Here is a 24,497-nt window from a genome sequence, read left to right on the forward strand (position 1 = left end):
GGTCACCGGCGCATCGGCTCCGCTGCGGCGCAACTCGCTCAGCTCGTTGGCCTGGCCCTGAGCCAGGTCGGCGTAAAGCTGTTCCAGCCGCTCGCCGTAGTGCTGCTTCAGCTTGGGCCACGCCAGCTTGCGGATGCCGGTCAGCAAACCATTCTCCAGCGTGAACGGCGTCGTCTCGACAATGAAGTCACGCGGCACCTCGTAGCTCTGCAGGTGCGCCTCCTTGGCGACGTCCTGCAGCGAATCGGCAATCAGCGGCTTGAGCGCCTCGACGTCATAACGCGCCAACGCCTCCTCGGTCGGCACCACAACCGCCAGCAGGTACGGGTGCGCGCTGTTGCCGTAGACGTAGATCTGCCGGACCAGCGGGCTGTTGCCGAACACCGCCTCCAGCTTCGCGACGGTGACGAACTCGCCCTGCGCGAGCTTCAGCACGTTGTTGCGGCGGTCGACGTACACCAGCCGGCCAGGAGCGACCTCGGCGACGACGTCCCCGGTCCGGTAGAAGCCGTCGGCGTCGAACACGCCGGCGGTGACCTCGGGCCGCTTGTAGTAGCCGGGGAACATGTTCTCGGTCTTGAGCAGCAACTCGCCCCGCGGATGCGGCCGGTCGGTGGCGAAGTAGCCCAGATCCGGGACGTCGTCCAGCTTGTAGTCGATCACCGGCGGGCTCTGCACCTCTCCGTCGAACAGGACCATCCCGGCCTCGGTGGAGCCGTAGCCGTCCAATAGGTGCATGTCGAGCAGGGACTCGACCCAGGCCTTCAGGTCCGGGGAGGTCGGCGCCGAGCCCGTCATCGCGAAGATGAACCGTCCGCCCAGCAGGTACTGGCGCACGTCGTCCAAGACCTCGGCTTCGACGGCCTCACGCGTGCCACCCTCCACAAGCCGCTGGTCGACCTGGCGCTGGTATTCCGCGAACAGGGTCTCCCAGATGCGCGGCACGAAGTTCAGCTCGGTGGGCCGCACCAGCTCGAGGTCCTCCAGCAGCGTCGAGAGGTCACTGCGGGCCGCGAAGTACGCCGTGCCGCCGTTGCCGAGCGTCCCGTAGAGGATCCCGCGTCCCATGACGTGGCTCATCGGCATGAAGTTGAGGGTGATCGACGCGGCGCTTTCGCCGAACCAGTTCTTGCTCGACCTGCACCACATCTTGCCAACGTTGCGCTGCGGGTACATCGCACCTTTGGGTGCGCCGGTGCTGCCCGAGGTGTAGATGAGCAGCGCCAACGGGTCTGGGTCGTCGGGCGCGGCGACCGGCTCAGAAACGGGCGGCAGCGCCCTTCCGCGGTCCAGCACGTCGGCCAGGATCTCCACACTCACCGCGGTGTCCGTCAAGCGTGCGCCGGCGGCCTCGACGGCCTCGCGCTGGTCGTCGACCTCGGGGTGGTAGTCGAACACCACCAGCTTGGCCGGGGGCGTGCCGCTTTCCAGGCCGCTCAGGATCAGCTCGACGGCCTCGTGCAGCTGGTTCACGCTCGCCGCGATGACGGTCGGCTCGGTCTCGGCCACGATCGGCTGCAGCTGCGTGAGGGCCGCGCTGGTCTGCAACGGAACCGCCACGGCACTGATCTGGGCCAGCGCCACATCGATGGTGGTGAAGTCGACGCTGTTGAAACCCATTACGGCGACCCTGTCTCCGGCCCGCACCGAATCGGCGGTCAGCGCGCGCGCCAGGGCGCCGACCCGCTCGCCCAACTCACGGTAAGTAATGGTCTCGAAGCGGGGGAGCATCTCTTGAACGGTGCGTCCGGTCTTCGGGTCCTTGACGAACTCCACGGCGCGCTGGCCCAGAGCCGGGCGGTCGGCATAGCCGTCCAGCGCGGTCTGGACGATCTGCGGCAGTCTCAGGCTGGGCTGCGCCAGGGCTTCGGCAATCGCCGGGTCGGGCCTGGCGGCGGCGAACTGTGGGTCGTTGGCGGTCAGGTCCTCGATGCGGCGTTCGAGCCGCTGGTCGCGAGTAATAGTCGACATGACAGTTCCTAGAATTACTGAGAAATAGGGGTTCTTGCGCCACACTGCGCAGACCAATAGAACGTTACCCAAGCTAATGGTATTCCTCGATAGCCTACCCCTGAAAATCGGCTCTGAGTACCCCGCGGCGGGTCAGCGGCGGGAGTCTTCGGGATCGAGTGCGTCGAGCAGCCGTTGCATGGTGGCGCACATGTGCGCGAAATCCTTGGCACCCACCAATTCCGACCACCGGGCCTCGATATCGGCCACCCGCTCGCCCGCGTCGGCGAGCAGGTGTCGTCCGCGATCGGTGAGTTCGATGAGCTTGGCCCGTCCGTCCTCGGGATCGGGTCGCCGGGTCAGATATCCGAGCGCAGCAAGGTCGTTCACCAGTTCCGAGGTCGCCGCGAGGCTGAGCTGGGCCCGCGCGGCCAGCTCGGTGAGGCGGATGCTGCCGGTTCGGATGTTGCCGAAGATCTGCAGGTGCGGGTCCCGAATGTCGGCGTAGCCGCGCTCGGCGCGCGGCGCGGCCAGGTCCCGGCGAAATTCCCGCGTCAACCTCACCAACAGCTGACCCACCGCCTGCCGGTTCGCCGGCAAGTTGCTTGACGCCGCCATGCGTGCAGACGATACTACGGATACCGAAGTTTCGGGTTCCGAAGTAAATTGGAGAGTGTCATGGGTATCCGCGATGACGATTTCGTTCGCACCACACTCGGCCGGCTGCATGTGCGACGCAGGGGGACCGGGCCGACCGCGGTGCTATGGCACAGCCTCTTCGTCGACTCCTGGTCCTGGGGACCGCTGCTCGACTCACTGGCGCGGCAACGGACGGTGGTCGCGATCGACGGGCCTTCCCATGGCAGAAGTGAACCCGTCAGCCGCGACTTCACCTTCGACGAGTGCACCGAGGCCGCCGCCGTGGCGCTGGACGAACTCGGCATCGACGACCCGGTCGACTGGGTCGGCAACGCGTGGGGCGGACACATCGGGCTTCTGCTGGCCGCGACCCAACCGCAGCGCATCCGCACGCTGACCACCATCGGAACCCCGGTGCCGGCGCTGAGCGCCCGATTCCGCTGGACGAAGGCCTGGCCGCTGGTGGCGCTGTACCGCTTGTCGGGCCCGACGCGGTTCTTGTGCGATGCGCTCGCCGACTCCCTGCTGGGGCCCGAAGCCACAGCAGCGCAACCGAATCTGGCTGACCTCGTCATCGACGCGTTCCGGCAGGCCGACCGATCCGGCATGTATCACGCGATGCGCTCCATGATGCTGAAGCGGCCGGATCTCAGCGATCGTCTGCCACGCATCGTTGCCCCGACCCTGATGCTGGCCGCCCGCGACGACGACGAAGGCTGGCCGCTGCACCAGGCCGAGGCCGCCTGCGCCGCGATGCCCAACGCGCGCACCGCCGTGGTGTCCGGCAGCGCCCGAGTGGCGCCGCTGTTGCTCGATGCCGAACTGATCGACCGAACGCTGGCCGACTTCTGGAGCGCTTCGCCCGCGGTCTAGAGCTCGCCCAGCCGCTCGGCCAGCACGTCCAGGCCTTCGGCCAAGAGCTCGTCGCTGATGGTCAGCGGGGGCAGCAGCCGGATGATGTTGCCGAACATGCCGCAGCTCAAGACGATAACGCCCGCGGCGTGGATCGCGGTGGTCAGCCTGAAGGTCAAGTCGGGGTCGGGGTCGGCGGTCCCGGACTTCACCAGCTCGATGGCGATCATCGCGCCGCGTCCCCGCACGTCGCCGATCCGGTCGTCGGCGGCCTGCAAACGCGTCAGCCGGTCCATCATCAGCCGTTCGATCTGCTGGGCCCGCTCGATCAGGCCATCGCGTTCGATGGTCTCGATGGTGGCCAGGGCCGCCGCGCAGCAGACCGGGTTGCCGCCGAAGGTGCCGCCCAGGCCACTGGTGTGCGGGGCGTCCATGATTTCGGCCCGGCCGGTCACCGCCGACAGCGGCAACCCGTCGGCAATGCCTTTCGCGGTGACGATCAGATCAGGCTCGATGCCTTCGTGCTCACAGGCGAACATCGCACCGGTGCGCGCAAACCCGGTTTGCACCTCGTCGGCGATGAACACCACATTGTTGTCTCGGCACCAGCCCAGCAGGGCGGCCAGGAACCCCTCAGCCGGAACGATGAAGCCGCCTTCGCCTTGGATTGGCTCGATGATGATAGCGGCCAGATTGTCGGCGCCCACCTGGTTTTCGATGAAGCCGATGGTCCGGACCGCGGCCAGTTCACCGTCGGTGGCCAGCTCCTTGTCGACCAGGCCGTCGCGGTACGGATAGGACAGCGGAGCCCGGTAGATCTCCGGTGCGAACGGGCCGAAGCCGCTCTTGTAGGGCATGGACTTGGCGGTGAGAGCCATCGCCAGGTTGGTGCGGCCGTGGTAGGCGTGGTCGAACGCCACTACGGCGGTCTTGTGGGTATACGAGCGGGCGGCCTTGATGGCGTTCTCGACCGCCTCGGCGCCGGAGTTGAATAGGACCGACCGCTTCTCGCCGCTGCCCGGGGTTATCCGGTTGAGCTCCTCGGCGACGGCGACGTATTCCTCGTACGGCGTCACCATGAAGCAGGTGTGGGTGAACTCGGCCACCTGTTCGCGGACCGCGTCCACCACGCGTGGCGAGGAACTGCCGATGGTGGTGACGGCGATCCCCGAACCGAGGTCGATCAGCCGGTTCCCATCGACGTCCTCCAGGATGCCGCCGGCGGCGCGGGTCACAAACACCGGCATGGTGATGCCCACGCCATGCGACACCGCCGCCACTCGGCGTTTGGTCAGTTCCAGCGATGCGGGACCGGGGATTTCGGTGGCCAGATGGCGATTCTGCTCGAGGCTGGCCACTAAATTCTCCTCACCGCGGGCGTGCCCGCTACAGCTTTTTGGGCCCCAAAGAAAGCGCGAATAAAGCCTAGCCGTTAGCCGGCTCCCAGCGCGGCTCCAGCGGGCGATCAACGGCTCGCCGCCGGGCCTGCCAGACTGGACGGGCACACTGGACGGTTAACGAGGTACCGAAAGATAGGCGCGTTGATGGAGAGTTTGGTTGTATTCCTGCCGTTCCTGCTCATCATGGGTGGGTTCATGTGGTTCGCGTCGCGCCGCCAGCGCCGCACCATGCAAGCCACGATCGACTTACACGACTCGTTGAAGCCGGGGGACCGGGTGCACACCACGTCGGGCCTGGAAGCGACCGTCACCGCCATCACCGACGACACCGTCGACCTCGAGATAGCGCCCGGAGTGGTGACTACCTGGATGAAGCTGGCGATCCGCGACCGGATCCTGCCCGACGAACCCGATCTCGACGACGCGGACGATCTGGACGACGTGACATTGGAAGCCGACCACCAAATAGAGGAAGCCGACGAACCAGACGCAGCGGTGACCGAGAGTCGCGCGAGCAAGGATTCCTGACCCAGGACTGGCCGATTAACCGCTTGCCCGAAGGGCAGGTGGACGCGACACGTAGTCTTTTCGGAGGCTCCGTCGTGGCTGATAACCGATTCGCAAGGAGATACAAGCAACGTGGCATCGTCTTCGGCGCCGGTGCACCCTGCCCGCTACCTGTCGGGGTTTCTGCTTCTGCTCGTCGGGGCGTATCTCCTGGTCTTTTTCACCGACGACCAGAAAGCCGCCCCCAAGCTCGGCATCGACCTGCAAGGCGGTACCCGCGTCACGCTGACTGCGCGCACGCCGGACGGCTCCCGCCCGAGCCGTGAGGCCTTGGCACAGGCGCAGCAGATCATCAGCTCGCGAGTCAACGGGCTTGGCGTCTCCGGTTCCGAGGTCGTCGTCGACGGCGACAACCTGATCATCACCGTGCCCGGCAACGACGGTAACGAGGCACGCAACCTGGGACAGACCGCGCGGCTGTACATCCGCCCGGTGATCCAGTCGGTTCCGGCGCAGCCCAAAGAGCCGGCGAAGCCCAAGCAGCCCGCCGGACCGGCGCCCAGCGGGCAGCCCGCCCCTGGTGAGCAGCCTGCGCCCAGCGGGCCCGCGCCCAGTGGGCAGCCCGCGCCGCAACCGCGGCCCTACCCCCAGGACCCGACACCCGCGCCCAGCCCGGCCCCGGCACCCGCGCCGGCAACCGGGGCACCGCCGGCGGCCGAGGCGCCGCCGGGTGAACAGCCCGCTCCGCCCGATCCACGCAAGGAACTCGCGGATCGCATTACCGAGGAGAAGGGCTGGCGGCAGAGCACCCAGCAGTACGTTCAGTTGCTGGCGTTGCGCTATCAGTCCACCCAGTGCGACAAAACCGACATCCTGGCCGGCAACGACGACCCGAAGCTGCCTTTGGTGACATGTTCGACCGACCATAAGGTGGCGTATCTGCTGGCTCCGTCGATCATCAGCGGCGACCAGATCCAGGATGCGTCGTCGGGCATGAACCAGCGCGGCCTGGGCTACGTCGTGGACGTGCAATTCAAGTCCGGCGCGGCGAGTGTCTGGGCTGATTTCACCACTGCTCACGTCGGCACCCAGACTGCGTTCACCCTGGACTCGCAGGTCGTCAGTGCTCCGGTGATTCAGGAAGCAATCCCCGGCGGACGAACCCAGATCAACGGTGGTGATCCGCCGTTCACCGCCTCGACCGCGCGTCAACTGGCCAATGTGCTGAAGTACGGTTCGTTGCCGCTGTCCTTCGAAGCATCCGAGGCCCAAACGGTCTCGGCCACACTGGGATTGACGTCACTGCGAGCCGGCCTGATCGCGGGTGGGATCGGGTTGATCCTGGTGCTGCTGTATTCGCTGGTGTATTACCGGGTGCTCGGCCTGCTCACCGCGTTGTCACTGATCGCTTCCGGCGCAATGGTTTTCGCGATCCTGGTGCTGCTGGGCCGATATATCAACTACACCCTCGACCTGGCCGGTATCGCGGGTCTGATTATCGGTATCGGCACGACGGCGGACTCGTTCGTCGTCTTCTTCGAACGCATTAAAGACGAGATCCGCGAAGGCCGTTCGTTCCGGTCGGCCGTTCCCCGAGGTTGGACGCGGGCCCGCAAGACGATCGTTTCGGGCAACGCCGTCACGTTCCTGGCCGCCGCGGTGCTGTACTTCCTGGCGATCGGCGAGGTGAAGGGGTTCGCCTTCACGCTGGGTCTCACCACGATCCTCGACCTGGTGGTGGTGTTCCTGGTGACCTGGCCGCTGGTGTACCTGGCCTCCAAGTCGTCGACCCTGTCGAAACCGGCGTACAACGGGCTGGGCGCGGTTCAGCAGGTTGCCCGCGAACGCCGGGCCTCGGCCCAATCGACGGAACGGGTGTGACCGATGGCATCTGAATCGCAGACGATCAGGTCTTTCGGCCGATACGAATTTCGCGAATTGTTAGGCCGCGGCGGCATGGGCGAGGTGTTCCGCGCCTATGACAGCGAAACCGACCGAATCGTGGCCGTCAAGGTGCTCCCGACGCATCTCGCCGAAGACCCGGACTTTCAAAGGCGCTTTCGTCGTGAGGCACGCACAGCAGCTGCCTTGAACGACCCGCATGTGGTTCCCATTCACAGTTACGGCGAGATCGACGACCAGTTGTACGTGGACATGCGGCTGATCGAAGGCCGCGATCTGGCGAGGCTCATCTCTGACGAAGGCGGCAAACTAAGTCCGGCACGTGCCGTTGGGGTGATCGAGCAGGTCGCGTCGGCGTTGGATACGGCCCACGAAGCAGGGTTGGTACATCGCGACGTCAAGCCGTCGAACATTCTGATGACCTCGCGCGATTTCGCCTACCTGATCGATTTCGGAATCGCGCGTGCCGCCGCCGACACCGCCATGACCGGCACCGGGCACACCGTAGGCACCTTCGCGTATATGGCGCCAGAGCGGTTCAACGGAACAGCCGATGCCTCATCGGACGTCTATTCACTGGCGTGCGTGCTGTATGAGTGCCTGACCGGAGAGCGGCCGTATCCCGGAGACAGCATGGAACAGCAGATCGCCGGACACCTCACCGGTGAATTGCCCCGTCCGTCGAGCGTTTCTTCGGACATACCGGAGGGCTTTGATGCGGTGATCGCACGGGGCATGGCCAAGGAACCTGACGAGCGCTACGCAACGGCATCAGAGCTTGCGCAAGCTGCCCGGGCGGCGTTAGGCGGGTCCGACAGCAAGGCGGCAACCAGCGCGCCGCCAATAGAAGCCACCCGAAAGGCCTCAAGTCAGGCCCCGAAAAAGACCCCGAGTCAGGCCCGAAAAAAGGGCGCAACACCCGCCCCTCAGAAGGCCGCGAAATCGGTCGCGAAGCCGGTCGGCAAGCCAGCCGCGAAGCCAGCCTCGAAACCGGCCACGAAATCGGCGTCAGAACAGACCACGACGAAGCCCGCCGCGCCGGCCAAGACGGCTAAGACGACCGCGACCGCGGTCGAACTCACCGAATCAGACGCCGCGGCCCCCACGGTGGTTGCGCGCCAACCACGCACTCAGTTGCCCCACCACAACCTTCTGTCCCGGCTCTATACCGGGACCGGCGCGTTCGAGGTAGTCGGACGGCGCCGACTCTGGTACGGCATTAGCGGTGCGATCGTCGCCGTCGCGATCCTCAGCATCCTGTTGCGCGGCTTCACGTTCGGGATCGATTTCAATGGTGGCACCAAGGTGTCCATGCCCGTCACGGGCGGGAAAGGCGGAGCTCAGACCACCCAGGTACAGGATGTTTTCCGGAAGGTCATCGGCCGTGACGCCGAATCGGTCGTCATTGTCGGCAGCGGCGCCTCGGCAACGGTGCAGATTCGTTCGGAGACCCTGACCAACGACCAGACGGCCAAGCTGAAAACCGCGTTGTTCGACGCCTTCCAGCCCAAGGGCGCCGACGGCAAGCCGAGCAAGCAGGCGATCAGCGACTCGGCCGTATCGGAGACCTGGGGCGGACAGATCACCAAGAAGGCGCTGATCGCGCTGGTGGTGTTCCTGGCGCTGGTCAGTGTCTACATCACGGTGCGGTACGAGCGGTACATGGCTATCTCCGCGCTGACGACCATGCTCTTCGACCTGACCGTCACCGCCGGCGTGTACTCACTGGTGGGCTTCGAGGTCAGCCCGGCGACGGTCATCGGCCTGCTGACAATCCTCGGCTTTTCCCTCTACGACACCGTCATCGTGTTCGACAAGGTCGAGGAGAACACCCACGGCTTCCAGCACACCACCCGTCGCACCTTCGCCGAGCAGGCCAACCTGGCGATCAACCAGACGTTCATGCGCTCGATCAACACCAGCCTGATCTCGGTGCTGCCGATCCTGGCGTTGATGGTGGTTGCGGTATGGCTGCTCGGCGTGGGCACGCTGAAGGACTTGGCGCTGGTGCAGCTGGTCGGGATCCTGGTGGGCACCTACTCGTCGATCTTTTTCGCCACCCCGCTGCTGGTCAGCCTGCGCGAGCGCACGGAACTGGTACGCACCCACAGCCGCCGGGTCACCAGACGGCGAAGCCCCGGTTCGTCAAAGGCAAGTGCTAAAGACGAGACCGACAAAACCGAGAAAGAGACCAAGCCCGCTGCTGACGACGACGCGGCGGACGCGACCACCGAGGCCGTCACGGAAGCCATTTCAAAGCCGGATGCCACCGCCACCAAGGCCGCGGCGTCGAACAAGCCGGCGCCCGGTGCGCGTCCGGTGCGGCCCACCGGCACCCGGCGTCCCACTGGCAAACGAAACGCCGGCCGGCGTTAGACAAGGCTGCTCACGATGGCCGGTTACCGGTGGACACTCGCTGGTCTGACGGCGACTCTGACGGCAACTTTCACGCTGACGGCGTGTTCCAGCAGCGCCGCGGGACACATCGACTACGTCGTCGACGGCGCGCTGAGCACCTACAACACCAACACCGTCGTCGGTGCCGCGTCTGCCGGCGCGCAGGCGTTTGCCCGCACGCTCACCGGCTTCGGCTATCACGGCCCCGACGGGCAGGTCGTTGCCGATCACGACTTCGGCACCGTCTCCGTGGTGGGCGGCGCGCCGCTGGTGCTCGACTATCAGATCGCCGACAACGCCGTCTACTCCGACGGCAAGCCCGTGACCTGCGACGACCTGGTGCTCACCTGGGCCGCCCAATCCGGCAAGTTCCCCATCTTCGAAGCCGCCACCCGAGCCGGCTACGTCGACATCGCCAACATCGAGTGCATACCCGGGCAGAAGAAGGCCCGGGTGTCGTTCGTCCCGGACCGCAGCGTGGTCGACTACGCGCAGCTCTTCGCCGCGACCACGATGACGCCGTCGCACGTCATCGCCGACCAGCTGAAGATCGACGTGACGGCGGCGCTGCTGGGCAACAAAATCCAGCTGGTGAACGAGATCGGCAAGCTGTGGAACACCATGTGGGATCTCAAGCCCGGTCTCAAAGCCGACGAGATTCTCAAGCGTTTCCCGTCGTCGGGCCCGTACAAGATCGAATCGGTCCTGGACGGTGGCGCCGTGGTGCTTACCGCCAACGATCGCTGGTGGGGCCCTAAGGCGGTCACCAAGCGGATCACCGTGCGGTCGCAGGGACCCGACATCCAGGACCGGGTCAACCACCGCAACGTGGACGTGGTCGACGTCGCGGCCGGGTCGTCGGGATCGCTGGCCACCCCGGACAACTACGAGCGCATCGATTCGCCCTCGGCCGGCATCGAGCAGCTGATCTTCGCGCTGCAGGGACCACTCGCGCTGGCTCGTGAGCGACGCGCGTTCGCGCTGTGTACCCCGCGCGACGTGATCGCCAGAGACGCGGGAGTGCCCATCGCCAACTCGCGGCTGGCGCCGGTGTCCGACGATGCCATCTCGCAGGCCGACGGGGCCGCGCAGGCCGGCCAATTCAGCAAGGCGGATCCCGTCGCGGCCCGCAATTCGCTTAACGGCGCGCCGCTGGCGGTGCGGCTCGGCTACCAGGGGCCCAACGCCCGGCTGGCGGCCTCGGTCGGCACGATCGCCAAGTCCTGTGCCGCGGCGGGCATCACCGTGACCGGCGTCGCCATCGACTCCCCGGGACCGCAGGCGCTGCGGGACGGAAAGATCGACGTGCTGTTGGCCAGCACCGGCGGAGCCACCGGCAGCGGATCCAGCGGATCTTCGGCGATGGACGCCTACACGCTGCACAGTGGCAACGGAAACAACCTCTCCGGCTACGCCAACCCCCAGATCGACGGCAATATCAACGCGCTGGCGGTGTCGGCCGATCCGGCCGAGCGGGTCAGGCTGCTGACCGACAGCGCGCCCATACTCTGGGGCGACATGCCGACGTTGCCGCTGTACCGGCAACAGCGCACGCTGTTGATGTCGAAGAAAATGTACGCAGTGAGCAAGAATCCGACCCGCTGGGGCGCGGGCTGGAACATGGACAGATGGGCCCTGATGCAATGACGGTGCGGTGATGGGTGCCGAACATGACGCCCCCGTGGCCCAGCTCATCGCCTCGTTGACCCGCGATGTCGCGGACTTTCCGAAGCCCGGCGTGCAGTTCAAGGACCTCACCCCGCTGTTCGTCGATCGGGACGGCATGGCGGCGGTGACCGTCGCGCTGGCCGGCATCGCATCCGAAGCCGAGTTGGTGGCCGGCATCGAATCCCGCGGGTCACTGGTGGCGGCGGCCGTCGCCGTCCGGCTCGGCACCGGCGTGTTGTCCATCCGTAAAAGCGGCAAGCTGCCGCCGCCGGTGCTCAGCGAGCACTACACCAGGGAATACGGGGACGCCGCGATGGAGATTCCCGCCGATGGCCTCGACCTGCGGGGACGCAGCATCGTGATCATCGACGACGTGCTGGCCACCGGTGGCACCCTCGGTGCGGCGCGGCGGTTGCTCGAGCGCGCCGGGGCCAATGTGCTCGCGGCCGCGGTGCTCGTGGAACTTCAGGCGCTGGGCGGTCGCGAGGCGCTCGCTCCAATGACCGTGCACAGCCTGAGCCTCGCCTAAAGAATCGGGTTCAGCGATATCCTCGAGGGGCGGAGGCGACTTTCGGAGGTTGAAGTGGCGGATGACCAGAGCACAGCGCAAGCCGTTGCTGCGCCGCCCGCCGAACCTCCCACGGAAACCCCGGCGGTTGTCGACCCCGCCGCCGAAGCAGCCGAGCCGGCGGTAGAAACGCTCAAGACCACCAGCAGCGCGTCCCGCCGGGTGCGGGCCCGGCTGGCCCGACGGATGACCGCCCGCAGCGGCGCCACCAATCCCGTGCTCGAACCGCTGGTGGCGGTGCACCGCGAGATCTATCCCAAGGCGAACCTGTCGATGCTGCAGCGGGCCTTCGAGGTCGCCGACCAGCGACACGCCACCCAGTTGCGACATTCCGGCGATCCCTACATCACCCACCCGCTGGCCGTCGCCAACATCCTGGCCGAGCTCGGCATGGACACCACCACACTGGTCGCAGCGCTGCTGCACGACACCGTCGAGGACACTGGGTACACGCTCGAGGCGCTGTCCGAGGAATTCGGCGAAGAGGTAGGCCATCTCGTCGACGGCGTGACCAAGCTGGACCGCGTCGTGCTGGGCAGTGCCGCCGAAGGCGAGACCATCCGCAAGATGATCACCGCGATGGCCCGCGATCCGCGGGTCCTGGTGATCAAGGTGGCCGACCGGCTGCACAACATGCGCACCATGCGCTTTTTGCCGCCGGAAAAGCAGGCGCGCAAGGCCCGCGAGACGCTGGAAGTGATTGCGCCGCTGGCGCATCGGCTGGGTATGGCCAGCGTTAAGTGGGAGCTGGAGGACCTGTCCTTCGCGATCCTGCACCCCAAGAAGTACGAAGAGATCGTTCGGCTGGTCGCCGGCCGCGCACCGTCCCGCGACACCTACCTTGCCAAGGTCCGCACCGAGATCGACAACACTCTCAGCGCATCGAAGATCAAGGCGACAGTGGAGGGTCGTCCCAAGCACTACTGGTCGATCTATCAGAAGATGATCGTCAAGGGCCGCGACTTCGACGACATCCACGACCTGGTCGGCATTCGCATCCTGTGCGACGAAATCCGGGACTGTTATGCCGCTGTGGGCGTAGTGCATTCGCTGTGGCAGCCGATGGCCGGACGGTTCAAGGACTACATCGCCCAGCCTCGATACGGTGTCTACCAGTCGCTGCACACCACGGTCGTCGGGCCGGAAGGCAAACCACTGGAGGTGCAGATCCGCACCCGCGACATGCACCGCACCGCCGAATACGGCATCGCCGCGCACTGGCGCTACAAAGAAGCCAAGGGCCGCAACGGGGTTCCGCACCCGCATGCCGCCGCCGAGATCGACGACATGGCCTGGATGCGTCAGCTGCTCGACTGGCAGCGGGAGGCCGCCGACCCCGGCGAGTTCCTGGAGTCGCTGCGTTACGACCTTGCGGTACAAGAACTTTTCGTGTTCACCCCCAAGGGTGACGTCATCACACTGCCGACCGGATCCACGCCGGTGGACTTCGCTTACGCGGTGCACACCGAGGTCGGCCACCGCTGCATCGGCGCCAGGGTCAACGGCCGGCTGGTGGCACTGGAGCGCAAGCTGGAAAACGGCGAAGTCGTAGAGGTTTTCACGTCCAAGGCGCCCAATGCCGGGCCGTCGCGGGACTGGCAGCAGTTCGTGGTATCACCGCGCGCCAAGACGAAGATCCGGCAGTGGTTCGCCAAGGAGCGGCGCGAGGAGGCGCTGGAGGCCGGCAAGGACGTCATGGCCCGGGAGGTACGCCGGGGCGGACTTCCATTGCAGCGCTTGGTGAATGGCGAGTCAATGGGGGCCGTGGCCCGGGAGCTGCACTACACTGACGTGTCCGCGCTCTACACCGCGATCGGTGAGGGGCATGTATCGGCCCGGCACGTCGCGCAGCGCCTGCTGGCCGAGCTCGGCGGCATCGACCAGGCCGAAGAGGAGCTTGCCGAGCGGTCCACGCCCGCGACCATGCTGCGCCGCCCGCGCAGCAACGAAGACGTCGGAGTCTCAGTACCGGGCGCCCCGGGCGTGCTGACCAAGCTCGCCAAGTGCTGCACGCCGGTGCCCGGCGACCAGATCATGGGCTTCGTCACCCGCGGCGGCGGCGTCAGTGTGCATCGCACCGACTGCACCAACGCCGCGTCCTTGCAGCAGCAGGCCGAGCGGATCATCGAGGTGCACTGGGCGCCGTCGCCGTCGTCGGTGTTCCTGGTGGCGATCCAGGTCGAGGCGCTCGACCGGCACCGTCTGCTGTCGGACGTGACCCGCGTGCTGGCCGACGAGAAGGTCAACATCCTGTCCGCCTCGGTCACCACTTCGGGCGACCGGGTGGCGATCAGCCGGTTCACCTTCGAGATGGGCGACCCCAAGCATCTCGGGCACCTGCTCAACGTCGTCCGGAATGTGGAGGGCGTCTACGACGTCTACCGCGTGACGTCTGCGGCGTGACGCTCGTTCATCCCCTCAGTCCTGCCGCACCGACTTGATCGTCAACGGCGTGACCGCAACTCCGTCCTCTCGGCCTCCGACGACGCCGGCTTTGGCGATCATGTCGACGATGGCCAGGCCCGACGGGTCGATCCTGCCGAAAACCGTGTACTGCGGCGGTAGCTCGGAGTCCCGATAGACCAGGAAGAACTGGCTGCCGTTGCTGTTTGGTTCTTTGTTCCACATCGCCACCGTCCCGCGTGGGTAGAGAACCGGCCGATGTAACGCCGGATCGCCGGGTTCGTACTGGTAGGTGGGATATTCGTCATCGAAGTGGTAGCCGGGGCCACCGGTTCCGTCGCTGTTCGGGGCGCCGCATTGCAGCACACCGAACGTCGGCGAGTTGGTCAACCGAAGGCAACGAGTGCCGTCGAAAAATCCCTGCTGCGCCAAGCTGAGGAAGCTGTTTACCGTGCACGGCGATTTGCCGTTGTCGAGGTTCAGCCCGATCTCGTCTTGGTCGGTCATCATGCTGACATTGACCTGGACCGGCTTGGTGGCCACTTTGCCCGCTCGCGGCGGTTTGGCCTGCTTGGCGTCCGGCTCAGGGGCCGGCGGGTACTGGCAGTTGTCACCCAGGTCGGTCGGAGGGTGGAACGGAGGCAGCGGCGGCACGTGCGACGACGGTTCGGTCGAATCGGTCGTCGCGGTCGACGTCGTCGCTCCCGTGCCGGTCGCGGCCTTGTCGTGGTGCGTCGCGAGCACGGCGACCAGGACGATCACCGCGACCAGCGCCAGGATGGGCCCGGCGACCAGAGCCGTGGTCAGGATTGCGGGTCTGCGCGTCGATGGTCGCCCATGCGGCAGTGGGGCGTGCTGGGTGGGCGCTTGCGGTAGCGGCGGTACGCGCGACACGGGTGCACTTGCCAATGCCGCTTTGGCCGCGTGGGCGAGCGCCGGCGCGGTCTGGTACCGCTGGGCGGGGTCCTTGGCCATGCCCCGGCCGATCACCTCGTCGAACGCGGGGGGTATGCCCGGTGCCATGGTCGACGGTCGCGGCGGCGGGACGTCCATGTGACACCTGAGCTGTTCTTCGACGCTGCCGCCGGGGAAGGGGCGGCGTCCGGTCAAGCACTCGTACAGTACGCAGGCCAGGGAGTACACGTCGGCGCGCAGATCCGCTGTGCCCCAGAAGCGTTCGGGGGCCATGTAATCCAAAGTCCCCATGGCCTCGCCGCTGCGGGTCAGCGCGGTGTCCTTCGCGGAGCGGGCGAGCCCGAAGTCGATGAGGTATACGAAGTCCCGCGCGTTGGCGACCAGAATGTTCGACGGCTTGACATCGCGGTGTATCAGGCCCACGCGGTGGGCGCTATCCAGTGCGGCCGCGACCTGTTCGACCACCGCGACTGATTGCGAGAGGTTCAGCCGTCCACCATTTTCGACGATGTACCTGGCCAGATCCCGGCCCTCGATCAACCGCATGTCGACATAGAGTTGGCCGTTGATCTCGCCGAAGCCATGAATGGGCACGATGTTGGGGTCGTTGAGGCTTGCGGCCGTGCGGGCCTCGCGCCGGAATCGCTGCTGAAACTCGCGGTCCTCCGCCACGTGCTGGGGGAGCACCTTGAGAGCCACTACCCGGCCGGTGGTGGTGTCATAGGCGCGGTAGACGTGCCCCATACCGCCGCGGCCCAACACTCCCTGTAGTTGATATCGCCCGAATGAGCGTGGGGTCGCCACCCAACGACCATATGCCGTATGGGACAAGTGGGACGGGTGAGGTCCGCTTAGTCGAGAAGCACCGACTTGATGGTCACTTCGGCCGCCGGCTTGCCGTCTGTGCCGCCGCCGGCAACGCCGGCCGTGGCGATCTTGTCCAGGGTGGCCAGCCCGTCGTCCTGAACCTTGCCGAAGACGGTGTAGTCCGGCGGCAGTCTCGAGTCGCGGTAGACCAGAAAGGACTGGCTGCCATTGCTGTTCGGTTGGTTGCTGCGGGCCATCGCCAGCGTGCCGCGTGGATACACGACAGTTTCCTGCAATTTGGGGTCACTCGGCGGGTACTGGTCGGTGGGGTACTCGTTTGCAAACTGGTAGCCGGGACCACCGGTCCCGTCAGTCTTCGGGTCGCCGCATTGCAGTACCGCCAGCGCCGCCGCGGTGGTCAGCCGGTGGCACTTCGTGTCGTTGAAAAAGCCTTGGGTGGCCAGGCTGACGAAACTGTTGACCGTGCACGGGGATTCGTTGTTGGCCAGCAGCAGACCGATATTTCCCTGACTGGTCATCATGCTGACGCTTACAGTGGCCGGCTCGGTTGGGACCTTGCCGGAGCGCGGCGGCTTGACGGGTTTGGCGGCCGGAAACTGCGACGGCGGGTACTGGCAGTTCGCGCCCACGCTGGCCGACGGCTGGAACGGCGGCAGCGCTGCAACCTGGTCTGTCGGGCTGGGCTCCTGCGAGGAGGCGTTGGCCGTCGTGCCCGCGGAGCTGCTCGTCTGGTCGTGACCGCCGAGGGCGACGATGAGCACGATCGCGACGATCACAGCTGTCGCAGCCGAGATGCCGACGATCGTCCAGCGCTTTCGGGTCTGTCTCGCGGGCACCGGCGGCGCGGCCGGCCAGGGCCGAACGGCCTGCGTGCGAATAGTCGGAGATGCGGTGCCAGGCAGTGGCGCTTGTTGGGTCGGCGCCTGCAGGGGCGTGCTCGAATTCGGCGTTCCACGCGGGCTGGTCAGGGCTGCTCGTGCGGCAGCGGCGAATTCGGACGCCGTTTGGAAGCGGTTCTGCGGGTCTTTTGCCATGCCCCGCGCGATCACCGCATCGAAGGCCGACGGAATGTCCGGGAATCTTGCGCACGGCCGCGGAACGGGAGCGGTCAAGTGGCCGGCGATCTGCTGTTCGAAGCTGTCACCCGGGAACGGCCTGTCTCCGGTCAAACACTCGTGCAGCACGCAGGCCAGCGAATACACGTCGGCGGTGGGATCCGTTGTGCCGTTGAAGCGTTCGGGGGCCATGTACGCCAAGGTGCCGATCATGTGACCGGTGCCCGTCATGGCGGTGTCGGTGTTCGCGCGCGCGATTCCGAAGTCGATGAGGTAGGCGAAGTCGCGCTCGGTGACCAACATGTTCGACGGCTTGACGTCGCGATGGACCAATCCCGCCTGGTGCGCGCTATCGAGCGCGCCAGCGACTTGTTCGATGATCGCGACGGCGCGTTCGGGGCTCAGTCGGCCGCCTTCGGTTGCGATGAGCGTGGCCAGATCACGTCCCTCGATCAGCCGCATGTCGACGTACAACCGGCCGTCGATTTCGCCATAGTTGTGGATGGGCACTACGTGCGGATCGTTGAGCGCAGCAGCCGTGCGTGCTTCGCGGCGGAATCGCATCTCGAACGCCGGGTCCCCGGCCAGGTCCGCGGGCAGCAGCTTGACCGCGACGATGCGCTCGGTGGCAGTGTCATGTGCGCGGTACACCTCACCCATTCCGCCCCGGCCCAGCGGTTCAAGAAGCTGGTACCGGCCAAATGACGTTGCGCCCACTGGCTTTCTCTAGCCGGCCTCTAGTCGGGAAGCACCGAGGTGATGACCGTCTCGGCGACCGGCTGTCCATCCGACTCGCCGCCGACGACACCGGCCTTGGCGATCTTGTCCAGAGTGGCCAGCCCGTCATCCTGAATCTTGCCGAACACGGTGTAGTCGGGCGGCAGCACCGAATCCTTGTACACCAGGAAGAACTGGCTGCCGTTGTCGTGCTGTCCGCGGCTGTGGGCCATGGCCAAGGTACCGCGCGGATAGAGGACGTTCTGCTGCAACTTGGGGTCGTCGGGCGGGAACTGATCGGTGGGATACTCGTTGCCGAACTGGTAGCCGGGTCCGCCGCTGCCGTCGCCCTTCGGGTCGCCACATTGCAGCACCGCCAGGCCGGGTTCGGTGGTCAGCCGGTGGCATTTGGTGCCGTCGAAGAACTTCTGGTTGACCAGGCTGTAGAAACTGTTGACGGTGCAGGGTGATTGGGCATTGTTCAGCAGCAGGCCGATATGTCCCTGACTGGTGACCATGCTGATGCTGACGGTCGCCTGATCGGTCGGGACCTTGCCGGAGCGCGGCGGTTTGACCGGCTTGGCGGCTTTGTCTTGCGACGGTGGGTACTGGCAGTTAGCTCCCAGGTTGGCCGGCGCCTTGAACGACGGCAGCGGCGGAGCCAGCGGTTTGCTCGGGGCCGCGCTGCTGGTGGTACCACTCGTCGGAGCGGCCGTGGTGCTCTTGTGGTCTTTCTTGTTGACCACCACGAACGCGACTATCCCCGCGATCACGGCCAGCGCCGCGACCGAGGCACCGATGATCGTCAATTGCCGGCGCCTCTTGGCCTGCTTGGCGCGGCGCTCCAGCTGCCGTTCGAGTTTGCGTTTGGCTGTCGCACGTCGCTGTTGGTTGGTCGGCACGGCCGATATCTTTCCATACGGTTTCGGGAAGGCCCGCTCCGTCGCCGGGGGCCGGGGATGGGAAACTGGGAAGCGTGTTGATCACGGGATTTCCCGCCGGCTTGCTGGCCTGCAACTGTTACGTGCTGGCCGAACGGCCGGGAACGGACGCCGTCGTCGTGGACCCAGGTCAACGTGCGATGGGCCAGTTGCGGCGCATCCTCGACGAAAATCGGCTGACCCCGGCCGCGGTACTGCTCACGCACGGGCACATCGACCACATGTGGTCTGCCCAGAAGGTGTCCGACACATTCGGCTGCCCCACCTACATCCATCCCGAGGACCGGTTCATGCTGAAAGACCCCATCTACGGCATGGGCCCGCGGATGGCGCAGCTGATCACCGGCGCGTTCTTCCGCGAGCCCAAGCAGGTCGTCGAGCTGGACCGCGACGGCGACAAGATCGACCTGGGCGCCGTGTCGGTCAACGTCGACCACACCCCGGGGCACACCCGCGGATCGGTCTGCTTCCGGGTCCTGCAGGCGGCCGAGACCGGCGCGGACGTCGTGTTCTCCGGCGACACGCTGTTCGAGCGTTCGATCGGGCGCACCGACCTGTTCGGCGGCAGCGGCCGCGATCTGTTGCGCTCGATCGTCGACAAACTATTGGTGCTCGACGACACGACCGTGGTACTACCCGGACATGGCAACGCCACCACCATCGGCGCCGAGCGGCGTCTCAACCCGTTCCTCGAAGGCCTGTAGCCGGTGACGGACGCCTTCTCGGCACCTAAGGGGGTACCGGACTACGTCCCGCCGGACTCGGCACAGTTCGTCGCGGTGCGCGACGGCCTGTTGGCCGCGGCGCGACGGGCCGGCTACGGCCACATCGAACTCCCGATATTCGAGGACACCGCGCTGTTTGCCCGTGGCGTAGGGGAGTCCACCGACGTGGTGACCAAGGAGATGTACACCTTCACCGACCGCGGCGACCGCTCGCTCACACTGCGGCCCGAGGGCACTGCGGGGGTGGTGCGCGCGGTGATCGAGCACGGCCTCGACCGCGGCGCCCTGCCCTTGAAATTGCGTTATTCGGGCCCGTTTTTCCGTTACGAGCGTCCGCAGGCCGGCCGCTACCGTCAGATGCAGCAGGTCGGCGTCGAGGCGATCGGCGTCGACGACCCGGCGCTGGACGCCGAGGTGATCGCGGTAGCCGACGCCGGGTTCCGGTCTTTGGGCCTCGATGGGTTCCGGCTGGAACTCACCTCGCTGGGCGATGACACCTGCCGTCCGCAATACCGGGAGTTGTTGCAAGAGTTCTTGTTTGGGCTCGACCTCGACGAAGAGACGCGACGGCGCGCGCAGGTCAACCCGCTTCGGGTGCTTGACGACAAGAGGCCCGCGGTTCGTGCGATGACGGCCGACGCGCCGGTGCTGCTTGACCACTTGTCCGATGCCGCCAAGCAGCATTTCGACACCGTTCTGGCGCACCTGGACGCGTTCGGGGTGCCCTATGTCATCAATCCGCGCATGGTGCGCGGGCTGGACTACTACACCAAAACCACCTTCGAGTTCGTGCACGACGGCCTGGGCGCGCAATCCGGCATCGGCGGAGGTGGCCGCTACGACGGGCTGATGCGTCAACTCGGCGGACAAGACCTGTCCGGCATCGGGTTTGGGATCGGAGTCGACCGGACCCTGTTAGCCCTTCGCGCCGAAGGCAAGAGCGTGGGGGATTCGGCTCGGTGCGACGTGTTCGCGGTGCCATTGAGCGACGCGGCCAAGTTGCGGCTGGCGGTGCTGGCTAGGCAGTTGCGGGGTTCGGGTGCCCGCGTCGACCTGGCCTACGGCGACCGCGGGCTCAAGGGTGCGATGCGCGCGGCCGACCGTTCCGGTGCCCGTATCGCACTGGTCGCCGGTGACCGTGATCTCGAAGCCGGCACAGTCGGGGTGAAGGACCTGTCGACCGGCGATCAGGTTTCAGTGGCTATCGATTCGGTTGTCGCCGAGGTACTTTCGCGGTTGGAAAGCTAGCCGCGCTTGCCTGGAGCGGAGTCTGCGATCGCGAGAAGCTCGTCGAAGGCCGGGGTCGTCGTCCACGCGTCGAGATGCTTGGCTTTGACCTGCGGCCCTTCGATTGGTACTTCGCGGGTGGGGTGCGAATCCCCATCGGCGAGCACGAAGCGGTGCGACCCCGCTGTCAGGCAAAGCGCCCTGCCGGCCCGGTAGCTGCCGCGCCCCCAGCCACCTCGCCATTGACCCAGCTCCGCATCACGCAGCAAGAAAGTCTCACCCGGCCGCTGATCGACGGTCAGGCCGTCGGTCGTTACGCAGAGAACGACTTTCTTCATGAAGAGCCGACGCAGCGCCAAGCCCCACAGGACGGCCAGCGCCACCAACATGGCGGGGAAGATGAACGTTCCGTAATCAGTCAGTAGGTCGAATCCGCCCTTGAACTCCTGGGAAATGGGATACACCGCGGACACCGCAAACAACGATCCGAAGGTGGCGTACCTCTGCCGGGCACTCGGGATGACGGTTGCCACGAAACGGCGTTGGTTCTGCTCGGCGAGCCGATGTTCCAGACCGGCGATTCGCTTCTCGGGATCGTCCTGATTCACAGGCCAATGGTCCCATTCCCCGTTTCCCGTATCGGACAAACGGATCGTGAGCCAACCTGAAATGTTTGTGCCGGTGTCATCGGCCCCACCAGGGCCTTCTAGGGCTGGAAAGGCAACGGCTTCTAGCCACATCCGGACGAACCGCCGCGCCCCTGATGCTGCGTATCATCCCAGCTGGTAGGAATCGCGCGAGAGGCGGAGGAAGTGACCGGTGCTGCTGTCGGTGCACGTCACCCCTGGTGGCGCAATGTCGCAAGTGATCGTGCCGACTGACCAACTTTGGCCGTTGTCGAACTTCGGGGGCAGGGGAGCAACGATCACCCCTCCCTGACAGCCCAGGTATGCCGGGGTCCCTTGCTCGAGATCGTATTCACGCCCCGCCACAGGACAGTCCACCAGAGGTGGTTGGGGATAGGTGTGATTCAAGACCTGGCAGGCAACAGCGCCTTTGCCGTAGTGCACCGGGTCGTTGATGTCATGTCCCTGTGTCATGGCGCAAAGGATGTCTCCTGACGGAGACCGAAAATCGATTTCATCATTTGCATATGCGGGGCCCGCCAGGCCAATCGTTGCCGTAACAGTCGCCGGTGCGATCAGCGCGAGCTTTGTGATTGTCATGGCGCGCTGGCGGTACGAAATTGTGGTCATGTGGGTCTCGGCTGAAGTGTTCTTTCGCCAATCGGTAGCACCTGGACATGCTGGCAATTTCTTACATCTCACTTTCGAAAGTCTTCGCGGGATAGTCGAGGTGCGGCGACACGCTGCTGACAGCACCTTCCGCACATACAGCCGTCTTGATGCTGTGCCGGAGCCGGTGTGGGCCGGCGACTCGCCTCGAAATTCAGGAGGGCGGCGAACTGCCGCGCGCTCCTGAGGTTGACACCGGCAAAAACGTCATTCGGAATGGAGTACACGAACTTCGTGTTTGGCCCTTTGATCGTGATATCAACAGTGTCGGTCTTTGTGACCGCGGCGGTGAGCCCTCGCAGCGGAATGCGCTGGGCACTCTCCCCGTAGCCCTTGATCAACTCGGTCCTAGTGATGCGAAGCTCGTAGAACGAAAAGATGGCGCCCTCCATGCGGTTCTGTTCTCTCGGGTCAAAGCCGACGACTTTCTTGACGGCGGCGCGGTGCTTGTAATGGCCAAACCACCACAACGCTACGAGCAAATTCAACCCGACGAAGTCGAGGAAGAAGAGTTCACCGCCGCCGTCGCTGACAAAGGACGACGGCCCCCACGCACGACGCACTACCGCCTTCTCTCTTTTATCGAGTCCGCTCAGGCTTTTTGCGATGCTCCTCGCGGTCATGCCCGCCATCAGGCAGATCACCACGATGGCGACTACGATCCACCAGTACTGGGACATTTATGAGTCCTTTCTTGCGGATGTGCCCCATCATGCTCCGAGGCCGGTCATGGTGGCCGACAATGCGGCAAGGTACGACAGGACTCTTGAAAGAATCTTGGCGAGTTTCTTGCAATCGGCGCCGTAGTAAGGGGAGCGGTCGGCACCTACCTGGCTAAAGTGCTCTTTAGCCAGGTACTGCATCTGCCGAAGACCTTGACTTGGGTATCGAACTGGTGTTCGAATAGACACATGCGCTGGTCCGGCCAGGCTGTCGCGGTGAACGGGGCGCCCGTCGACGACGGTGCGCTACCGGGGCTGCAGCGCATCGGCTTCGTCCGTAGCGTGCGCGTGCCGCATTTTGACGGCATCACCTTCCACGAGGTGTTGTGCAAGTCGGCGCTGAACAAGGTGCCCAACGCGGCGGCACTGCCCTTCCGGTACACGGTCAACGGCTACCGCGGCTGCTCGCACGGCTGCCGCTATTGCTTCGCGCGCCCCACCCACGAATACCTGGACTTCAACTGCGGCAACGACTTCGACACCCAGGTGGTGGTGAAGACCAACGTCGCCGAGGTGCTGCGCCGCGAGCTGCACCGGCCGTCATGGCGGCGCGAAACCGTCGCGCTGGGCACCAACACCGATCCCTACCAGCGCGCCGAGGGCCGCTACGCGCTGATGCCGGGCATCATTGGTGCGCTCGCCGGATCCGGGACGCCGTTGTCGATTCTGACCAAGGGCACCCTGCTGCGGCGGGACCTGCCGCTGATCGCCGAAGCGACCCGCCAGGTGCCGATATCGGTGGCGGTGTCACTGGCGGTCGGCGATGCGGAGTTGCACCGCGACGTCGAGCCGGGCACTCCGACGCCGCAGGCGCGACTGCGGCTCGTCACCGCGATCCGCGAAGCCGGCCTGGACTGTCACGTGATGGTCGCCCCAGTGTTGCCGTATCTCACGGATTCCACTGAGCACCTCGACTGGCTGCTCGGCCAGATCGCGGCGGCCGGCGCCACCGGCGTAACAGTTTTCGGACTGCATCTGCGGGGCTCGACGCGCGGCTGGTTCATGTCATGGCTGGCTCGTGCGCATCCGGAATTGGTCGCGGACTACGGCGAGTTGTACCGGCGCGGAGCTTATCTGCCGCCGGCCTACCGCGACCTGCTGCGCAAACGAGCTGCGCCGCTGGTCGCGAAGTATCGGCTGGGCGGTGACCAGCGCCCGTCGTCGCCGCAGGCCGAAGCGGCCGCAGTGCCGGAACCTTTGCAGCAGACGCTGTTTTGACCGGCGAGCGTGCGCGTTTGTTCGCCGACACGCCGCAAAACCCGGCATTCTGCGCACCCTCGCGCCAGCGAAAGACCTCGGTAACGAATCCGGTAGCGTTTTCGATATGACCAAAGTGCACAAAGTGACACGCGGGATTGCGGCGGCGACATTTTCCGCGGCTCTCGGAGTCGCCGCAGTCGCGTTAACCCCGGCGGCCGCGCACGCGGATCCGGCCGGACACCAGGTGACCTACACGATCACCAGCACCGGCAATCTGACCGGCAACGTCCGCTACATCAACAGCGATCCGCCCAGCCAGGCGGCGTTCAACGCGAATTCAGCGCAGTTCATGAACACCGTGCAGACGCCGTTCACCCCCGACCAGCCGCTGGTTTACACCACGACACTGGCCAACCCGAACCAGTGGGCGTACGTCGCCGCCAGCGGCGGGTGTCACTGGCCCGACTGCGGCTCGGGAGCCACTCCCGAACTCCACTGCGAGATCGCCGTGGACGGCCAGGTGGTGGCGACGCAAAGCGCCACTACCGGCGTGACGTGCTCGACGCGGCCTTGGTAGCTGAACGGG

Annotated in this window: 20 protein-coding genes and 3 pseudogenes; 12 read left to right on the top strand and 11 right to left on the bottom strand. The window is 65.8% G+C overall.

Translation table 11 applies throughout. The annotated features are described in order from the left end of the window. Both AC5Y21_RS07740 and AC5Y21_RS07745 read right to left on the bottom strand, forming a co-directional pair. Positions 1-1,971, bottom strand: a 1,971-nt coding sequence (locus AC5Y21_RS07740; protein ID WP_499910985.1) for an AMP-binding protein, incomplete at its 3' end; no start/stop codon positions are given. A 132-nt stretch (positions 1,972-2,103) separates the two neighbouring features. Continuing rightward, the gene (locus AC5Y21_RS07745) at positions 2,104-2,568 is read right to left on the bottom strand and encodes a MarR family winged helix-turn-helix transcriptional regulator (protein ID WP_499910987.1); all 465 of its coding nucleotides are present in this window, start codon (positions 2,566-2,568) and stop codon (positions 2,104-2,106) included. Between the two features lie 60 nt (positions 2,569-2,628). Here AC5Y21_RS07745 and AC5Y21_RS07750 point away from each other — a divergent pair, with 60 nt between their 5' ends. Then, complete coding sequence (locus AC5Y21_RS07750) at positions 2,629-3,462, top strand: alpha/beta fold hydrolase (protein ID WP_499910988.1); 834 nt, start codon at positions 2,629-2,631, stop codon at positions 3,460-3,462. Here the strand turns inward: AC5Y21_RS07750 and gabT are convergent. After that, positions 3,459-4,799, bottom strand: coding sequence for a 4-aminobutyrate--2-oxoglutarate transaminase (gene gabT / locus AC5Y21_RS07755; protein ID WP_499910989.1), 1,341 nt, complete (start codon positions 4,797-4,799; stop codon positions 3,459-3,461). The genes AC5Y21_RS07750 and gabT overlap by 4 nt on opposite strands. A 186-nt stretch (positions 4,800-4,985) precedes the next feature. Here gabT and yajC point away from each other — a divergent pair, with 186 nt between their 5' ends. The 7 genes and pseudogenes from yajC (at position 4,986) to AC5Y21_RS07790 (ending at position 14,286) form a co-directional block, all read left to right on the top strand. Next, the gene (gene yajC / locus AC5Y21_RS07760; protein WP_499910990.1) at positions 4,986-5,369 is read left to right on the top strand and encodes a preprotein translocase subunit YajC; all 384 of its coding nucleotides are present in this window, start codon (positions 4,986-4,988) and stop codon (positions 5,367-5,369) included. 111 nt (positions 5,370-5,480) lie between these two features. Continuing rightward, on the top strand, positions 5,481-7,229 hold the full coding sequence (gene secD / locus AC5Y21_RS07765; RefSeq protein WP_499910992.1) for a protein translocase subunit SecD: 1,749 nt from the start codon (positions 5,481-5,483) through the stop codon (positions 7,227-7,229). A gap of 3 nt (positions 7,230-7,232) precedes the next feature. Then, positions 7,233-8,015 (top strand): annotated as a pseudogene (locus AC5Y21_RS07770) (serine/threonine-protein kinase); the annotation flags it as partial. Positions 8,016-8,357: 342 nt separating this feature from the next. Beyond that, a complete protein-coding gene (secF, locus tag AC5Y21_RS07775; protein ID WP_499911348.1) occupies positions 8,358-9,626 on the top strand; it encodes a protein translocase subunit SecF in 1,269 nt (422 codons plus the stop codon). Between the two features lie 15 nt (positions 9,627-9,641). Beyond that, positions 9,642-11,294: an ABC transporter substrate-binding protein gene (locus tag AC5Y21_RS07780; protein WP_499910994.1), complete on the top strand. Its 1,653-nt coding sequence runs from the start codon at positions 9,642-9,644 to the stop codon at positions 11,292-11,294. 10 nt (positions 11,295-11,304) lie between these two features. Beyond that, on the top strand, positions 11,305-11,844 hold the full coding sequence (locus AC5Y21_RS07785) for an adenine phosphoribosyltransferase (protein ID WP_499910995.1): 540 nt from the start codon (positions 11,305-11,307) through the stop codon (positions 11,842-11,844). A 54-nt stretch (positions 11,845-11,898) separates the two neighbouring features. Continuing rightward, complete coding sequence (locus tag AC5Y21_RS07790; RefSeq protein ID WP_499910997.1) at positions 11,899-14,286, top strand: RelA/SpoT family protein; 2,388 nt, start codon at positions 11,899-11,901, stop codon at positions 14,284-14,286. Between the two features lie 15 nt (positions 14,287-14,301). On the opposite strand, the gene AC5Y21_RS07795 is transcribed toward AC5Y21_RS07790, so the two are convergent. The 4 genes and pseudogenes from AC5Y21_RS07795 to AC5Y21_RS07810 form a co-directional block, all read right to left on the bottom strand. Beyond that, on the bottom strand, positions 14,302-16,005 hold the full coding sequence (locus tag AC5Y21_RS07795) for a protein kinase domain-containing protein (RefSeq protein ID WP_499910999.1): 1,704 nt from the start codon (positions 16,003-16,005) through the stop codon (positions 14,302-14,304). A 47-nt stretch (positions 16,006-16,052) separates the two neighbouring features. Next, positions 16,053-16,694 (bottom strand): annotated as a pseudogene (locus tag AC5Y21_RS07800) (peptidylprolyl isomerase); the annotation flags it as partial. A 351-nt stretch (positions 16,695-17,045) separates the two neighbouring features. Continuing rightward, positions 17,046-17,801, bottom strand: a pseudogene (locus AC5Y21_RS07805) (serine/threonine-protein kinase); the annotation flags it as partial. 20 nt (positions 17,802-17,821) lie between these two features. After that, complete coding sequence (locus tag AC5Y21_RS07810; protein WP_499911000.1) at positions 17,822-18,703, bottom strand: peptidylprolyl isomerase; 882 nt, start codon at positions 18,701-18,703, stop codon at positions 17,822-17,824. 74 nt (positions 18,704-18,777) lie between these two features. Here AC5Y21_RS07810 and AC5Y21_RS07815 point away from each other — a divergent pair, with 74 nt between their 5' ends. Both AC5Y21_RS07815 and hisS read left to right on the top strand, forming a co-directional pair. Then, positions 18,778-19,446: an MBL fold metallo-hydrolase gene (locus AC5Y21_RS07815; RefSeq protein WP_499911002.1), complete on the top strand. Its 669-nt coding sequence runs from the start codon at positions 18,778-18,780 to the stop codon at positions 19,444-19,446. A gap of 3 nt (positions 19,447-19,449) precedes the next feature. Further along, on the top strand, positions 19,450-20,715 hold the full coding sequence (gene hisS / locus AC5Y21_RS07820; RefSeq protein ID WP_499911004.1) for a histidine--tRNA ligase: 1,266 nt from the start codon (positions 19,450-19,452) through the stop codon (positions 20,713-20,715). On the opposite strand, the gene AC5Y21_RS07825 is transcribed toward hisS, so the two are convergent. From AC5Y21_RS07825 to AC5Y21_RS07840, 4 genes are all read right to left on the bottom strand, one after another. Next, a complete protein-coding gene (locus AC5Y21_RS07825) occupies positions 20,712-21,302 on the bottom strand; it encodes a hypothetical protein (protein WP_499911006.1) in 591 nt (196 codons plus the stop codon). The two genes, hisS and AC5Y21_RS07825, sit on opposite strands and share 4 nt — an antisense overlap. 165 nt (positions 21,303-21,467) lie before the next feature. Beyond that, positions 21,468-21,794 carry a hypothetical protein gene (locus tag AC5Y21_RS07830; protein ID WP_499911008.1) on the bottom strand — a complete coding sequence of 109 codons (327 nt, stop codon included), beginning with the start codon at positions 21,792-21,794 and terminating at the stop codon, positions 21,468-21,470. A 224-nt stretch (positions 21,795-22,018) separates the two neighbouring features. Further along, positions 22,019-22,669, bottom strand: coding sequence for a hypothetical protein (locus AC5Y21_RS07835; protein ID WP_499911010.1), 651 nt, complete (start codon positions 22,667-22,669; stop codon positions 22,019-22,021). A gap of 30 nt (positions 22,670-22,699) precedes the next feature. Next, positions 22,700-22,852: a hypothetical protein gene (locus AC5Y21_RS07840; RefSeq protein WP_499911012.1), complete on the bottom strand. Its 153-nt coding sequence runs from the start codon at positions 22,850-22,852 to the stop codon at positions 22,700-22,702. A gap of 48 nt (positions 22,853-22,900) precedes the next feature. On the opposite strand from AC5Y21_RS07840, the gene AC5Y21_RS07845 reads away from it, so the two are divergent. Continuing rightward, complete coding sequence (locus tag AC5Y21_RS07845) at positions 22,901-23,929, top strand: Rv2578c family radical SAM protein (RefSeq protein ID WP_499911014.1); 1,029 nt, start codon at positions 22,901-22,903, stop codon at positions 23,927-23,929. 106 nt (positions 23,930-24,035) lie between these two features. Beyond that, a complete protein-coding gene (locus AC5Y21_RS07850; RefSeq protein ID WP_499911016.1) occupies positions 24,036-24,488 on the top strand; it encodes an Rv2576c family protein in 453 nt (150 codons plus the stop codon). Positions 24,489-24,497: the final 9 nt, after the last annotated feature.

This window comes from Mycobacterium sp. NGS41, assembly GCF_059812725.1.